Raw genomic sequence first — 15,040 nt, forward strand, 5'->3', positions numbered from 1 at the left:
TTATACTCTGAATCAGTTTTTATAGAGTATTAGTTGATAACTGGGTAATAAGGTTGCTAAAATCATCCGGCAAGGGACTTTCTAACTGCAAGTCTTGCTCTAGAAAAGGATGATAAAAAGATAGGTAATGGCAATGTAGGGCTTGGCGCTGAATTCCATCATCTAGACTACCACCGTACAAGTCATCTCCCAACAAAGGAAAACCGATATGAGAAAAATGGACTCGGATTTGGTGGGTTCGTCCAGTATGCAGGCGAATATCGACCAAGTGAATATTTCCATAAGAAGCTACAATCTTGTAAGAAGTATGAGCATACTTTCCACCTTTAGCTACACGTCTGGTAATAATGGAGTCTTCATCACGCGCAATCGGAGCAATAATTTCCCCCTCTGACTCCAAATATCCATCTCCTTTAACGAGGGCAAAGTAGCGTTTTTCAATGGACTTCTTCTGCAACTGCTTGTCCAATCGTGCATGGGCATAGCCGTGCTTGGCAAAGAGCATCAAGCCAGAAGTGTCCCTATCGAGCCTAGTCACAATGTGAACCTGCTGATTTTCATAGTCTTGCTTGACGTAGTAACCCTTGATAAAATTAGCGATGGTATTGGAGTGATTCACACTAGGAATAGAAGCCACTCCATAGGGTTTATTCAAGACTAGAAAATGGTCATCCTCATAGAGAATGTCTAATGGTCTCTCGATTGCTTCGAGAGTTTCAAAGCCTTCCTCAGCGGGAATATCTATGATAACTCGGTCTCCAATATCCAATAGATACGTTGCATTTTGTGGTTGATCATTTACCAAAATAGCTCCGCCTCGAAACTTAACCTTAGCCAGTAGCCCCTTAGAAACCTCGTGCTTTTTTAAGAAGGTCTTAACCTTGACATGCTCATCTGCGATAAATTCAAACCTCATTCGTCCACCTCGCCGATAAAAGCGTCCTTAACACGATTCCAGAAACTGGTGTGGCTCGGTGATGCTACAAAGTGAATCTTATGATGGTCGATTTGATACTCAATACGCTCAATATTACGGAAAGAATAAACGCTATTGTCAACCGAAATAGTATGGTAATCGTTTCTCGTCGGGATAAGTTCAATCTTATCCTTCTTAGGAACAATAATGGAAGAACCCAGGGTTCGATAGACACGATTGTTAAGGCTGGCAATTTCCGTTAATTGCAAAGCTTCAATGGTTGGGTGTAAAACAGCTCCACCGAGCGACTTGTTATAGGCTGTACTACCAGTCGGTGTCGAAACTGTTAGCCCATCTCCACGAAAACGTTCAAAGTGGACACCGTTAATCACAACATCCGCCACCATGGTTCGATCAGACCTGCGGATACTGGCTTCATTTAGTGCTCTAAAAATCTTCACTTCACCATTTTCAAGAAAAACCTTCACATTCAGAACAGGGTAAGAGACTCTTGCTCCGGTATCTAGCTGCAAATTAGTCACTAGCTTGTCCAACTCAAAATCACGGTAGTCCGTATAGAAGCCCAAATGTCCAGTGTGAACACCGATAAAGCGGACCTTGTCAAGCTGGTTTTCGTACTTATGAAAGGCCGACAAGAGCATACCATCCCCACCGATGGAAATAACGATATCTGGATTGGTATCATTGAGTATAAACTGATTTCTCTTCAAACGATCTCGCAATTCATACAAAACCCTTTGACTCTGTGGTTTTCTATTAGCTATCAGGTCAATTCGTTTACCTGTATTCTTCATCTGTATCGTCACTGTTTCCTACACCGTCATTTAATTTTCTACTCAAAGGATCAAAAAGTGCCTGGGCTTCCTGGATATCATCTCGAATTTTACCCATTTCTTCATCCAACTGATGGGCAATTTTGGCCGTGATTTCCAGCCGCTTCTTAATCTCCTCTGGGAAATCCCCTTGGTACTTGTAGTTGAGAGAATGTTCTATCGTTGCCCAGAAATTCATGGCCAAGGTACGTATTTGAATTTCCGCCAAAATGGTCTTAGCTCCATTGATGGTGTCAACCATATATTCTACTACCACGTGATAGGAACGGTAACCTGATGGTTTTCGATGAGTAATGTAATCTCGCTCCTGTATGATCCGCATATCCTGACGTTTGCGCAAAATCTCCACTACTTCCTTAACGTCATCTACAAACTGAACCATCACACGCAAACCAGCAATATCTTGCAAATCGTGTTCCAAGGTCGCATAAGTAATGCCACGCCGAGCCATTTTTTCCTTGATGCTCTCAATCGGCTTGACTCGACCCGTCACAAACTCAATAGGAGAATGCTTATTTTGCTTGCGATATTGCTTGCGAATACCACGTAGTTTAATCTTTAACTCACCAACAGCTTGAATGTAAGGATCTAGAAATTCTTCCCATTCTAAGGTCATATATTCTCCCTTGTTCTCATATTATCCTTCAAAAATATCTTTGATTTTTTCTCCAGATTCATATACAATAAATACAAAGCTATTATATCATATAATCCGCTTTCATAGATAAAGAAAAGGTAAGAAAATTGAAACATTTAGAAATTGAATTGAAAACACTCTTGAAAAAAGATGAATACAATCGTCTAAAAGAGCAGTTCACAGGTGTCACTCCTGTCCTTCAAAAAAATTACTACATCGACACGCCTGATTTTGAACTGCGAGAAAAGAAAGTCGCTATGCGTATTCGAACCTTTGAAGACTGGGCAGAATTGACACTCAAAGTCCCACAAAGTGTTGGAAACATGGAATACAACCAAAAATTGCAACTAAAAAATGCTGAAAACTATCTGAGCAAGAAAGAACTTCCTCAGGGACTGGTGCTCGAAGAATTGGCTAAACATGGTATCCAAAGTAAAAATTGGCAGGTTCTTGGTTGTCTCACAACGCTTCGCTATGAAATGAAAACAGCTATCGGTCTCATGGCACTGGATGAGAGTCAATACTTTGATATAACAGATTACGAATTAGAGCTTGAAGTGGAAAATCACGAGCAAGGGAAACAAGATTTCCAACAATTTTTAGAGAAAAATCAGATTTCCTACCAAAAAGCTCCCTCAAAATTGGTCCGATTTGTCAAAAGCATGAAAAATAGCTGAAATAATCTCTATTTTTTGGTAAAATAGAAAAGATAAAATACAAAAATCCCAGTTCATATAGGCTAGGCAGATATAGCTAGGATTTCAAAAGTTTACAGAGGACGGTCTATAATGTCAGATAAAAAAAACATGAAACTTTTCGCACTCAATTCTAACCAAGAGATTGCACAGAAAATTGCTCAAGCTGTTGGTGTCCCACTTGGAAAACTATCATCACGTCAATTTTCTGACGGAGAGATCCAAGTTAATATCGAAGAGAGTGTCCGTGGTTACGATGTTTACATCATCCAATCTACAAGTTTCCCTGTTAACAACCACCTAATGGAATTGTTAATCATGGTTGATGCTTGTGTGCGTGCAAGTGCCCACAGTATCAACGTTGTCCTTCCGTATTTTGGCTATGCACGCCAAGATAGAATTGCATCATCTAGAGAACCACTAACAGCTAAACTAGTTGCTAACATGCTAGTTAAAGCTGGTGTAGATCGTGTCCTTACCCTCGACTTACATGCAGTTCAAGTACAAGGTTTCTTTGATATTCCTGTAGATAATCTTTACACTGTTCCTCTCTTTGCTAAACACTACTGTGATAAAGGATTAAGAGGTTCAGATGTTGTTGTCGTTAGCCCTAAAAATTCAGGGGTGAAACGTGCTCGTAGCCTGGCTGAATATCTTGATGCTCCTATCGCCATTATCGACTACCCTCAAGACGATGCAACTCGCAACGAAGGCTATATCATCGGTGATGTTGCAGGTAAAAAAGCCATCTTGATTGATGACATTTTAAATACAGGACGTACCTTCTCTGAAGCTGCCAAAATCGTTGAACGTGAAGGGGCTACAGAAATTTATGCTGTTTCTAGCCACGGCCTCTTCGTTGAAGGTGCTGATGAACTTCTTGACAATACTAAGATTAAAGAAATTCTTGTGACTGATTCAGTAGCCACAAAAGAAAAAACTCCTAAAAACGTATGCTACATCACTGCTAGTGAGTTAATTGGTGATGCTATCGTCCGTATCCACGAAAGAAAACCAGTCAGCCCACTCTTTGGCTATAACAAAAAGAAATAAGGTGATTCTTTGATTTATTTGGACAATGCTGCAACGACTCCCATGTCGGCAGTTGCTATTTCAGCGATGACCAAGGTTATGCAAGAAACCCACGGAAACCCTTCTAGTATTCATGGTCATGGTCGTCAAGCTGGTAAACTCTTGAGAGAAGCTCGTCAGGAACTAGCCCAGTTACTGGGGACAAAACCTCAACATATCTTTTTCACTTCTGGTGGGACTGAAGGCAACAATACTGCCATCATTGGCTACTGCCTTCGTCACCAAGAACGAGGAAAACATATCATCACAACTGCCATTGAGCACCATGCCGTCCTTGAAACAATTGATTACTTGGTTCAACACTTTGGGTTTGAAGCAACTATTATCCAGCCAGAAAATCAAGAAATCACAGCCCAACAAATTCAAAATGCTTTACGTGACGATACGATTTTGGTTTCTACCATGTTTGCTAATAATGAGACAGGAAACCTACTGCCCATTGCTGAAATTGGCCAAATACTCAAGCAACATCCTGCTGCCTATCATGTCGATGCAGTTCAGGCTATCGGTAAAATCCCTATTCACCCAGAAGAATTGGGCATTGATTTTCTCACTGCTTCTGCCCACAAGTTCCAGGGGCCTAAGGGAGTCGGTTTTCTCTACGCATCTAGCATGGACTTTGATTCCTATCTACATGGCGGAGACCAAGAACAGAAAAAACGTGCAGGGACTGAAAATCTAGCTGCCATCGTAGGCATGCTTGCAGCCCTAAAAGAAGATTTAGAAAAGCAAGAAGAACATTTTCAACATGTACAAAATCTAGAAACTGCCTTTCTGGCAGAGCTAGAGGGAGTTCAGTATTACCTGAATAGAGGCGAACACCATCTCCCTTATGTTCTCAATATTGGATTTCCTGGCCAGAAAAACGACCTCTTACTCCTTCGTCTAGATTTGGCTGGAATTTCAATCTCTACTGGCTCAGCCTGTACTGCAGGCATTGTCCAATCCAGCCATGTTCTTGAAGCTATGTACGGAGCAAATTCAGAACGCTTGAAGGAATCCGTTCGTATCAGTTTGTCGCCACAAAATACTGTTGAAGACCTACAAACCCTCGCAAAAACCTTAAAAGAAATTATCGGAGGTTAGCCATATGGCATTTGAAAAAACCATTCAGTTAAAAAATTGTTGTTACGACTACACTCTTAGCCCTTCTGTTAAAAAATTCACCCTTAAGGACAACACCTTTTTTGAAACTAAGGTTGGTAACTATGAATTGACTCGCCTTTTGGAAAAAGTTCCGAACAGCGGTGAGGGATTCCAACTCAAAATCATCATTAACAAGGAACTTACAGGTGCTAAAATCAATATCACTGACAAGTTTGGGCTACGTCTAGTTGATATTTTCAAATCAGAAGACCACCACATTCATCAGGAAAAATTCTACTTCCTCATGGATAGCTTGGTAGAACGTGGTGTCTTTACAAAATCTGAAAGATAGGTCCCATATGTTTAAATTAACCTATAAGGATAGCTATCATGTAGAGCGGACTCTCAAGTATGAAGATTACGATGCTCTCATGCTAGCTTTGTCAGGCTGTGTGACCCTACCAGATACACTTTATGTGACTTCTTTAACCTTTAATGGACAGGAAGTTTACCAAGGACTAGTCGGAGACCTCTACCGTTTTCTATCACATGCAGATTTTTTACATCAAAACTAAGATTTTTCTTAGTTTTTTCTTGTTTTTGTTGATTTTTTCACAATGTTTCTATAAAATAGAAGAATAGAAAGGTTGTGATTTTGTGAAAGATAAACAGTCTGCTATTCCAAAAGCTACAGCGAAAAGACTCTCTCTCTACTATCGAATTTTTAAGAGATTTCATGCAGAAAAGATTGAACGTGCCAACTCTAAACAAATTGCAGAGGCCATTGGGATTGATTCAGCGACCGTACGTCGTGATTTTTCCTATTTTGGTGAACTAGGTCGTCGTGGTTTTGGCTATGATGTCAAAAAACTGATGACATTTTTTGCCGATTTGCTCAATGATAACTCCATTACCAATGTCATGCTGGTAGGTATTGGAAATATGGGCCATGCTCTTCTCCACTACCGCTTCCACGAGCGTAATAAGATGAAAATTATCATGGCCTTTGACCTAGATGACCATCCCGAAGTCGGTACCCAAACTCCTGATGGAATTCCCATTTACGGGATTTCTCAAATCAAGGATAAAATCAAGGATAAAATCAAGGATGCTGATGTGAAGACTGCTATCCTGACAGTTCCCAGCGTCAAGTCACAAGAGGTTGCCAATCTCTTGGTGGATGCTGGCGTGAAAGGAATTCTCAGTTTTTCACCAGTCCATCTGCATTTACCAAAAGATGTGGTCGTTCAGTATGTCGATTTGACAAGTGAACTCCAAACCCTCCTCTACTTCATGCGAAAAGAGGATTAGAAAGCGAAAATCATTTTATGAAAAAACCAGTTATAGGGATTACAGGAAACGAAAAAACTCATCCAGATGATGACATCATGATGAGCTACGCAGCAAAAGGCTTTGTTGAAGGCGTTAAAGAAGCTGGAGGAATTCCCATCATCCTACCGATTGGTGATCAAGAAATGGCCTGCCACTATATCAGTATGATTGACAAGCTCATCTTGACAGGTGGGCAAAATGTCGATCCAAAATTCTATGGTGAACCGAAAACCATTGATAGCGATGACTACCACCTTCAAAGAGATATCTTCGAACTGGCCCTCATCAAGGAAGCTATTAACCAGAAAAAGCCTATTTTTTCTGTCTGCCGTGGGACTCAACTCTTTAACGTTGCCATGGGTGGAACTCTGTATCAAGATATAGAAGACCACTGGCAAGATTGTTCTGCCGAGTACACAACTCAACGCTTGATGACAGAACCAGATACTGTTCTTCGAGAAATCTATGGAGAAATTTCCCATATCAACTCCTTCCACCACCAGAGCATCAAGGATTTAGCACCAAATTTAAAGATTGCGGCTCATGATCCTAAAGATGGTATCATTGAAGCTGTCATAAGTACGGATGATGTCGCCTTTCTCGGTGTCCAATGGCACCCAGAATTTCTTTTTGAAAATCGTCCCAAAGATAAAAACCTCTTTGACTATGTCGTTAATGAACTTTAGATTAAATCTGTCTTTTCACGATAACTAAAGTAACTAGAATGAGAGACAATCAAATGGTCCAAGAGGACAATCCCCATCAGGTCGCAGGCTTCTTTGACAAGTTTAGTGACATGATCATCATTACGACTAGGGGCTACTGCTCCTGAAGGATGATTGTGGACCAAGATGAGTGAAGTCGCCATATGCTTGATAGCATAGTGAAGAATCTCTCGTGGTTCAGCGATACTGCGAGTAGCTGAGCCGATAAAAATGGTCTGTTGATGGATGATTTGATTTTGAGTATTGAGATAGAGCGCCACCAGGTGCTCTTGTTTTTTATGTCCCAACTCCTGCTGCATCTTCTTGGCTAACTTTTGGCTGCTGAGAATACTTTCCATTTCAAGGGTCTCATGCTTGTGAATACGATGACCCAGTTCAATCATAGCTTGCAACTCTATAGCCTTAACTCGCCCGATACCAGACAGACTCTGCAATTCCTGCAGGGTCATTTTTTTCAAATCCGTTAGACTTGAAAGGTTGTTCAAAACTTTCTGGGCAATTTCAAAAACGCTAGCTTGACGTGTTCCTGTCCTAAGTAAAATAGCGAGCAACTCTTGATTACTGAGCGCTTCCACTCCTTCCTTGGCCAGCCTTTCTCTTGGTAATAGTGAATCTTCTTGGAATGAAATACTGTACATAAAAATCCTCCTCACTTTATTATTCGTGAGAAGGATGAAAAATTAGATTTTTTTCTCAATTGGGGCTACACTAGCTAAAAGTTTTTTCAAACCTACTTCTGGGAAATTGATTTTCAATTCCTGCGTAGCACCGCTACCTGAAACTTCGAGAACGGTTCCCTCTCCCCATTTCTTGTGGAGAGCAATGTCACCAATAGACCAATTTGCTTCACTAGACGCTGATTTTGCACCAGCTGAAAATTGACTAAACGGAAGGCCACTTGACTGGATAGTTTTTGGAGCCGCACTGCGTTTACGGTCTTGGAGGGCCTGCGCCAAACTCATACCTTGACCGAAGGCAAGACCACCACTACTATATGATGCTTTAAAGCTTGTATTTGCTGGACGAGCCAGACCTTGATACTCAAGCAAGTCTGAACTAATTTCGTTAATAAATCGAGTCGGACGGTTGTAGTTGGTACGACCGAAAAGCAGGCGCGAGTTGGCATTGGTCAGATAGAGAATTTTCTCTGCACGCGTAATTCCTACATAGGCCAGACGGCGTTCTTCTTCCAATTCATCTTGATCTTCAGCCGCACGGCTAAGAGGGAAGACATTTTCTTCCATCCCAATCAAAAAGACAACTGGAAACTCGAGACCTTTGGCAGCGTGTAGGGTCATAAGGGTCACTTCTGATGTCTCCTGACTACCTGAATCTGTGTCCGCAATCAAGGCTAAATCATTTAAGAAACGACTCAGTTTGTCCAGACCAGTTTCCTCTTCTGACACATCAAAGATGTCATCAAAGTTTTTCGTCACAGAGAGGAACTCTTCAATATTTTCAACCCTAGCCTTGCTTTCTAAAGTCGCTTGAGCATTTAAAATATCGACGTAACCTGTTTTTTCTAGAATAGCCTCAACCAACTCAGTAATGCTTAACTGGTCCAGTTGCTCCCGCAAATCCAGAATCATATTGGCAAAATCCCAGATAGACTGAGCTGCTTTACCCTTGATACCAGATAACATGATATTAGCTGAAGCATCTAACATAGACATATTTTGCATATTCGCAAAGTCACGAATTTTCTCAACCGTTCCTGAGCCAATTCCACGTTTAGGCTCGTTGATAATACGCTCAAAACTGATATTGTCACTCAAATTAGCAATGAGGTTGAGGTAAGCGATAATATCACGAATTTCCTTACGGCTGTAGAACTTGGTTCCACCAACCATTGTATAAGGAATGTTTGACTTGAGCAGGGCTTCTTCAATGGTACGAGACTGCGCATTTGTACGATAGAGAACTGCAAAATCCTTGTGAAGGAAGTTTTGGTTGCGACCCAGTTCATCGATGGTTTTGGCTACAAATACAGCCTCATCTAGTTCATCATTGGCACGATAGTAAACGATTTGCTCCCCATCAGCATTTTGAGTCCAGAGATTCTTAGGACGGCGGTTTTTATTATTTTTAATGACCTCGTTGGCCGCTTGGAGAATGGTTTTAGTTGAACGGTAATTCTCCTCCAACAAAACAACCTTGGCTTGGGGATAATCCTTTTCAAAGTCCAAAATATTCTGCATATCAGCACCACGCCAGCCGTAGATAGACTGGTCCGCATCCCCAACCACACAGATATTTTTAAAACGGGAAGCCAAGAGTTTGACCAATTGATACTGGGCATGGTTGGTATCTTGGTACTCATCAACGTGGATGTATTGGAATTTCTGTTGATAGTAAGTCAAAACATCAGGATTTTGATCAAAGAGACGCAAGGTCAGCATAATCAAATCATCAAAGTCAACTGACTCTGACTGACGAAGCTCTTTTTGATAAGCCATGTAACACTGGGCCACGATTTGCGTATACATATCGCCAGCTTGGGCAGCATAAGCCACATCATCAATCAAATCATTCTTAGCATTTGAAATAGTCCCTAAAATAGTTCGTTCATTCCATTTTTTAGGATCCAAGTTCAACTGTTTGAGAATGCGTTTCATGAGCGTTCGCTGTTCACCAGGATCGACAATTGTAAAATTACGGTTGTAGCCAATATGGTCCGCATCGCGACGCAGAATACGCACACACATGGAGTGGAAGGTCGCAATCAGACAGTCCTGAGTGGCTGGATTAAGCTTATAAGCACGCTCTTTCATCTCACGCGCAGCCTTATTAGTAAAGGTAATGGCCAAGATATTCCAAGGATTGACCAGCTTCTCATCAATCAAATAAGCGATACGGTGGGTCAAAACTCGGGTCTTCCCAGAACCAGCCCCTGCCATGATCAACAAGGGACCTTCTGTCGTTTGCACCGCCTCAGCCTGACGGTCATTCATTCCATTTAATAATGCGTTCATCTTCTCTTCCTTACTCTTGAAGTCAATATTTCTATTATATCAGAATTCAGGTAAAATATCTTTACCTAGACTGGTTACGTGTAGAAAGCAACTTCTTATATCTAGATAAAAAATGAGCTTGGATATTATTTCCAAACTCATTTAAAGTCAATTGCATTATACTAGAACAAGCCTAGGACAGTTCCGTCACTTTCAACATCCATATTAAGAGCAGCAGGTCGTTTTGGAAGTCCTGGCATGGTCATGACATCACCAGTTAAGGCAACGATAAAGCCTGCACCTAATTTTGGTACCAATTCACGAATGGTAATTTCAAAGTTTTCAGGTGCTCCAAGTGCATTCGGATTGTCTGAGAAGCTATACTGGGTCTTAGCCATACAGATTGGCAATTTGTCCCAACCGTTTTGAACGATTTGAGCAATTTGTGTTTGGGCCTTCTTCTCAAAGTTTACTTTGCTACCACGGTAGATTTCAGTAACAATCTTTTCAATCTTTTCTTGGACAGAAAGGTCATTATCATACAAACGTTTGTAGTTAGCTGGGTTTTCAGCGATAGTCTTGACAACCGTTTCAGCAAGAGTTACTCCACCTTCTGCACCATCAGCCCAGACACTTGCCAACTCAACTGGTACATCGATTGAGGCACAAAGTTCTTTCAATGCTGCAATTTCAGCTTCTGTATCAGATACAAATTCGTTGATAGCAACAACTGCTGGAATACCGAACTTACGAATATTTTCAACGTGGCGTTTCAAGTTGGCAAAACCTGCACGAACTGCTTCTACATTTTCTTCAGTCAGAGCGTCTTTAGCCACACCACCATTCATCTTAAGGGCACGAAGGGTTGCGACAATAACTACTGCATCTGGAGATGTAGGCAAGTTTGGTGTCTTAATATCGAGGAATTTCTCAGCTCCAAGGTCCGCACCAAAACCAGCTTCAGTAACTGTGTAATCAGCCAAGTGAAGAGCTGTGCTTGTTGCCAAGACAGAGTTACATCCGTGAGCGATATTGGCAAATGGACCACCGTGTACAAAGGCAGGCGTTCCATAAATTGTCTGAACCAGGTTCGGTTTAATCGCATCCTTCAAAATCAATGCTAAGGCACCCTCGACCCGCAAATCACCTACAGAAACAGGGGTACGATCATAGCGATAACCGATAACAATATTAGCCAAACGGCGTTTCAAATCTTCAATATCAGTCGCCAAGCAAAGAATGGCCATGATTTCAGAAGCGACGGTAATGTCAAAGCCATCCTCACGAGGAATACCGTTTAGAGGACCACCAAGTCCAACGGTCACATGACGAAGGGCACGGTCGTTCAAGTCCACCACACGTTTCCAGAGGATACGACGTTGGTCAATTCCCAACTCATTCCCTTGGTGTAAGTGGTTGTCAATCAAGGCAGAAAGAGCATTGTTGGCAGTTGTAATGGCATGCATGTCTCCAGTGAAGTGGAGATTGATGTCTTCCATTGGCAGGACTTGGGCGTAACCACCACCAGCAGCACCACCTTTAATCCCCATTACTGGACCAAGAGATGGTTCGCGGATAGCAATCATTGTTTTCTTGCCAATCTTATTCAAGGCATCCGCAAGACCAATGGTAATGGTTGATTTTCCTTCACCTGCAGGTGTTGGGTTAATGGCAGTAACCAGAATCAATTTCCCAACTGGATTGCTCTCAACTGCACGAATTTTATCAAAGCTGAGCTTAGCCTTGTACTTTCCATACAACTCCAAATCGTCGTAAGAAATACCAAGTTTCTCTACAACATCAACGATTGGCTTCAACTCAATACTCTGTGCGATTTCAATATCTGTTTTCATTCAAAACTCCTCTAACCTCTTATATGATAATTCATTATAACACAAAAAACAGATTTTTAATAGAAAGGAACTCTGGTAACGTTCGTAAAATTTGCGTTTTTAAAGGATTTTATCCTTCTTTCTTAATTTTTATATGGCTTTATAGTTTGAAACTATACTCTTTCCTTTTACCAAAATTTTATCGCTTTCATTTTACTTACCGTTTATTTTTGTGTACAATAGTGCTATGAAAATTTTAGTTACATCGGGCGGTACCAGTGAAGCCATCGATAGCGTCCGCTCTATCACTAACCATTCTACAGGTCACTTGGGGAAAATCATCACAGAAACCTTGCTTGCTGCAGGACATGAAGTTTGTTTGATAACAACAAAACGAGCCGTGAAGCCAGAAGCCCATCCCAACCTAAGTATTCGAGAAATTAACAATACAAACGACCTTCTTCTTGAAATGCAAGAACGTGTTAAGGACTATCAGGTCTTGATTCACTCAATGGCTGTCTCTGACTACACTCCCATTTATATGACAGGGCTTGAGGAGGTCCAAGCTAGCTCCAATCTAGAAGAATTTTTAAGCAAGCAGAATCATCAAGCTAAGATTTCTTCAACTGACGAGGTTCAGGTTTTGTTCCTAAAAAAGACACCCAAAATCATCTCTCTAGTCAAGGAGTGGAATCCTGCTATTCATCTGATTGGTTTCAAACTGCTGGTTGATGTCTCTGAGGATTATCTCATCGAGATTGCCCGAAAAAGTCTCATCAAAAATCAAGCTGACTTAATCATTGCGAATGACCTGACTCAAATCTCAGCAAACCAGCATCGTGCAATCTTTGTTGAAAAAGAACAGCTTCAAACAGCCCAGACTAAAGAAGAAATTGCAGAACTCCTCCTTGAAAAAATTCAAGCCTATCATTCGTAGAAAGGAAAGCTATGGCAAACATTCTCTTGGCTGTAACGGGGTCAATTGCCTCTTACAAGTCGGCAGATTTAGTCAGTTCTCTAAAAAAACAAGGACATCAAGTTACTGTTTTAATGACCCATGCTGCTACAGAGTTTATTCAACCTTTGACACTGCAGGTACTCTCACAGAATCCTGTCCACTTAGATGTCATGAAGGAACCCCATCCTGCTCAAGTCAATCATATCGAACTTGGAAAAAAAGCAGATTTATTTATCCTGGCCCCTGCAACAGCTAACACTATTGCAAAACTAGCCCACGGCTTTGCTGACAACATGGTAACTTGTATGGCTCTAGCCTTGCCAAGTCATATTCCCAAACTCATCGCACCAGCTATGAATACAAAAATGTATGACCATCCAGCAACTCAGGCTAATCTGAAAACATTAGAAACCTACGGCTATCAGCTGATTGCTCCAAAGGAATCCCTACTAGCTTGTGGAGACCACGGACGAGGAGCTTTAGCTGACCTCACAATTATTTTAGAAAGAATAAAGGAAACTCTCGATGAAAAAACGCTCTAATATTGCACCCATTGCTATCTTTTTTGCAACCATGCTCGTGATACACTTTCTGAGCTCGCTTGTCTTTAACCTTTTTCCATTTCCAATCAAACCGACCATCGTTCATATTCCTGTCATTATTGCCAGCATTATTTACGGTCCACGCGTTGGGGTTACACTTGGATTTTTGATGGGGCTACTTAGCTTAACTGTTAACACAATTACAATTCTACCGACAAGCTACCTCTTCTCCCCATTTGTACCAAATGGTAACATCTACTCAGCTATCATTGCCATCGTCCCACGTATTTTGATTGGTTTAACTCCTTATCTGGTCTATAAACTGATGAAAAATAAAACTGGTCTGATTTTAGCTGGTGCCCTTGGTTCACTTACCAACACAGTCTTTGTACTTGGTGGAATTTTTTACCTTTTTGGAAATGTTTTTGATGGTAATATCCAAAAACTCCTAGCAACTGTTATCTCAACAAATTCGATTGCCGAATTAGTTATTTCCGCAGTTCTAACCTTAGCCATTGTTCCAAGACTACAAACTTTGAAGAAATAAAAACAATCTCCGCTTTCATGCTTGAAGGTGGAGATTTTGTTTGAAGTAGTTTCTTTTTAGTGAAATCTTTACCAATATTTATACTCAATGAAAATCAAAGTGCAAACTAGGAGGCAAGCTGCAGGTTGCTCAAAACACGTTTTTGAGGTTGTGGATATAACTGACGAAGTCAGCTCAAAATACTGTTTTGAGGTTCAAATGGAAGCTGACGTGGTTTGAAGAGATTTTCGAAGAGTATTAACTTAAAAATGACCTATAAACCCAAGTAAATCCTTGCTTTATTGTCTTGTTTATTATACTATACTAGTGTATATACAGTTAAAAAGGAGATTCTTATGAACACACGGAAAAAGACACAATTTATGACAATGACTGCCCTCTTAACGGCTATTGCAATTTTGATTCCAATTGTTATGCCTTTCAAGATCGTCATTCCACCTGCTTCCTATACTTTAGGAAGCCACATCGCTATTTTTATTGCCATGTTCTTGTCGCCCTTGATGGCTGTTTTTGTCATCCTAGCCTCTAGTTTTGGATTTTTGATGGCTGGCTATCCTATGGTTATCGTATTTCGAGCTTTTTCCCATATCTTTTTTGGGACTCTAGGAGCTCTTTACCTACAAAAATTCCCCGAAACACTAGATAAACAAAAATCTTCCTGGATTTTCAACTTTGTGTTAGCGCTTGTCCATGCCCTTGCTGAAGTATTAGCTTGTATCATTTTTTATGCAACTTCCGGTACCAATGTAGAAAATATGTTTTATGTTCTATTTGTGCTAGTTGGATTTGGCACAATTATCCATAGTATGGTAGACTATACATTAGCACTAGCTGTCTATAAAGTGCTTCGAAAACGCCGTTAAAAGGAAAAGC

At 40.9% G+C, this 15,040-nt stretch carries 18 protein-coding genes; 12 read left to right on the forward strand and 6 right to left on the reverse strand.

Going from position 1 to position 15,040, the window contains the following annotated elements; translation table 11 throughout:
- Window positions 1-19: 19 nt before the first annotated feature.
- The 3 genes from SK637_RS05440 to yjbM are packed head-to-tail and all read right to left on the reverse strand — an operon-like array spanning window position 20 to window position 2,386.
- Entirely contained in the window at window positions 20-916 is an 897-nt protein-coding gene (locus SK637_RS05440; protein ID WP_033688871.1) for an RluA family pseudouridine synthase, read from the reverse strand.
- A complete protein-coding gene (locus SK637_RS05445) occupies window positions 913-1,731 on the reverse strand; it encodes an NAD kinase (RefSeq protein ID WP_000799056.1) in 819 nt (272 codons plus the stop codon). Before SK637_RS05445 ends, SK637_RS05440 begins: the two co-directional genes overlap by 4 nt.
- Window positions 1,715-2,386: a GTP diphosphokinase gene (yjbM, locus tag SK637_RS05450; RefSeq protein WP_033688872.1), complete on the reverse strand. Its 672-nt coding sequence runs from the start codon at window positions 2,384-2,386 to the stop codon at window positions 1,715-1,717. The genes SK637_RS05445 and yjbM overlap by 17 nt, the downstream gene beginning before the upstream one ends.
- Before the next feature lie 128 nt (window positions 2,387-2,514).
- Between yjbM and SK637_RS05455 the strand changes: the two genes are divergently transcribed.
- From SK637_RS05455 to SK637_RS05485, 7 genes are all read left to right on the forward strand, one after another.
- Window positions 2,515-3,084, forward strand: coding sequence for a CYTH domain-containing protein (locus SK637_RS05455; protein WP_033688873.1), 570 nt, complete (start codon window positions 2,515-2,517; stop codon window positions 3,082-3,084).
- Between the two features lie 111 nt (window positions 3,085-3,195).
- A complete protein-coding gene (locus tag SK637_RS05460; RefSeq protein WP_001280886.1) occupies window positions 3,196-4,155 on the forward strand; it encodes a ribose-phosphate diphosphokinase in 960 nt (319 codons plus the stop codon).
- Between the two features lie 9 nt (window positions 4,156-4,164).
- The gene (locus tag SK637_RS05465; RefSeq protein ID WP_033688874.1) at window positions 4,165-5,280 is read left to right on the forward strand and encodes a cysteine desulfurase family protein; all 1,116 of its coding nucleotides are present in this window, start codon (window positions 4,165-4,167) and stop codon (window positions 5,278-5,280) included.
- A 4-nt stretch (window positions 5,281-5,284) separates the two neighbouring features.
- Window positions 5,285-5,632 carry a DUF1831 domain-containing protein gene (locus tag SK637_RS05470; RefSeq protein ID WP_033688875.1) on the forward strand — a complete coding sequence of 116 codons (348 nt, stop codon included), beginning with the start codon at window positions 5,285-5,287 and terminating at the stop codon, window positions 5,630-5,632.
- Window positions 5,633-5,639: 7 nt separating this feature from the next.
- Window positions 5,640-5,855 (forward strand): DUF4649 family protein, encoded by a 216-nt coding sequence (locus SK637_RS05475; RefSeq protein WP_033688876.1) that lies wholly within the window; start codon window positions 5,640-5,642, stop codon window positions 5,853-5,855.
- An 82-nt stretch (window positions 5,856-5,937) separates the two neighbouring features.
- The gene (locus SK637_RS05480; RefSeq protein ID WP_033688877.1) at window positions 5,938-6,591 is read left to right on the forward strand and encodes a redox-sensing transcriptional repressor Rex; all 654 of its coding nucleotides are present in this window, start codon (window positions 5,938-5,940) and stop codon (window positions 6,589-6,591) included.
- 17 nt (window positions 6,592-6,608) lie between these two features.
- Complete coding sequence (locus SK637_RS05485; RefSeq protein ID WP_033688878.1) at window positions 6,609-7,298, forward strand: gamma-glutamyl-gamma-aminobutyrate hydrolase family protein; 690 nt, start codon at window positions 6,609-6,611, stop codon at window positions 7,296-7,298.
- Here SK637_RS05485 and radC read toward each other — a convergent pair.
- The 3 genes from radC to SK637_RS05500 all read right to left on the reverse strand — a co-directional run bounded on the left by radC (window position 7,295) and on the right by SK637_RS05500 (window position 12,141).
- Window positions 7,295-7,975 (reverse strand): RadC family protein, encoded by a 681-nt coding sequence (gene radC, locus SK637_RS05490; RefSeq protein ID WP_033688879.1) that lies wholly within the window; start codon window positions 7,973-7,975, stop codon window positions 7,295-7,297. The genes SK637_RS05485 and radC overlap by 4 nt on opposite strands.
- 42 nt (window positions 7,976-8,017) lie before the next feature.
- Entirely contained in the window at window positions 8,018-10,309 is a 2,292-nt protein-coding gene (gene pcrA, locus SK637_RS05495; protein WP_033688880.1) for a DNA helicase PcrA, read from the reverse strand.
- Between the two features lie 161 nt (window positions 10,310-10,470).
- A complete protein-coding gene (locus SK637_RS05500) occupies window positions 10,471-12,141 on the reverse strand; it encodes a formate--tetrahydrofolate ligase (RefSeq protein WP_033688881.1) in 1,671 nt (556 codons plus the stop codon).
- 226 nt (window positions 12,142-12,367) lie between these two features.
- Between SK637_RS05500 and coaB the strand changes: the two genes are divergently transcribed.
- The 5 genes from coaB to SK637_RS05520 all read left to right on the forward strand — a co-directional run bounded on the left by coaB (window position 12,368) and on the right by SK637_RS05520 (window position 15,030).
- Window positions 12,368-13,057 carry a phosphopantothenate--cysteine ligase gene (coaB, locus tag SK637_RS05505; RefSeq protein ID WP_033688882.1) on the forward strand — a complete coding sequence of 230 codons (690 nt, stop codon included), beginning with the start codon at window positions 12,368-12,370 and terminating at the stop codon, window positions 13,055-13,057.
- A gap of 11 nt (window positions 13,058-13,068) precedes the next feature.
- Entirely contained in the window at window positions 13,069-13,620 is a 552-nt protein-coding gene (gene coaC, locus SK637_RS05510) for a phosphopantothenoylcysteine decarboxylase (protein ID WP_033688883.1), read from the forward strand.
- A complete protein-coding gene (locus SK637_RS05515) occupies window positions 13,604-14,167 on the forward strand; it encodes an ECF transporter S component (RefSeq protein WP_033688884.1) in 564 nt (187 codons plus the stop codon). The genes coaC and SK637_RS05515 overlap by 17 nt, the downstream gene beginning before the upstream one ends.
- 87 nt (window positions 14,168-14,254) lie before the next feature.
- Window positions 14,255-14,386, forward strand: a complete 132-nt coding sequence (locus tag SK637_RS10240; protein ID WP_272898076.1) for a hypothetical protein — start codon at window positions 14,255-14,257, stop codon at window positions 14,384-14,386.
- A gap of 116 nt (window positions 14,387-14,502) precedes the next feature.
- On the forward strand, window positions 14,503-15,030 hold the full coding sequence (locus SK637_RS05520) for an ECF transporter S component (RefSeq protein WP_033688885.1): 528 nt from the start codon (window positions 14,503-14,505) through the stop codon (window positions 15,028-15,030).
- Window positions 15,031-15,040 lie beyond the last annotated feature (10 nt).

The organism is Streptococcus mitis (assembly GCF_000722765.2).
Taxonomy (GTDB): domain Bacteria; phylum Bacillota; class Bacilli; order Lactobacillales; family Streptococcaceae; genus Streptococcus; species Streptococcus mitis_AQ.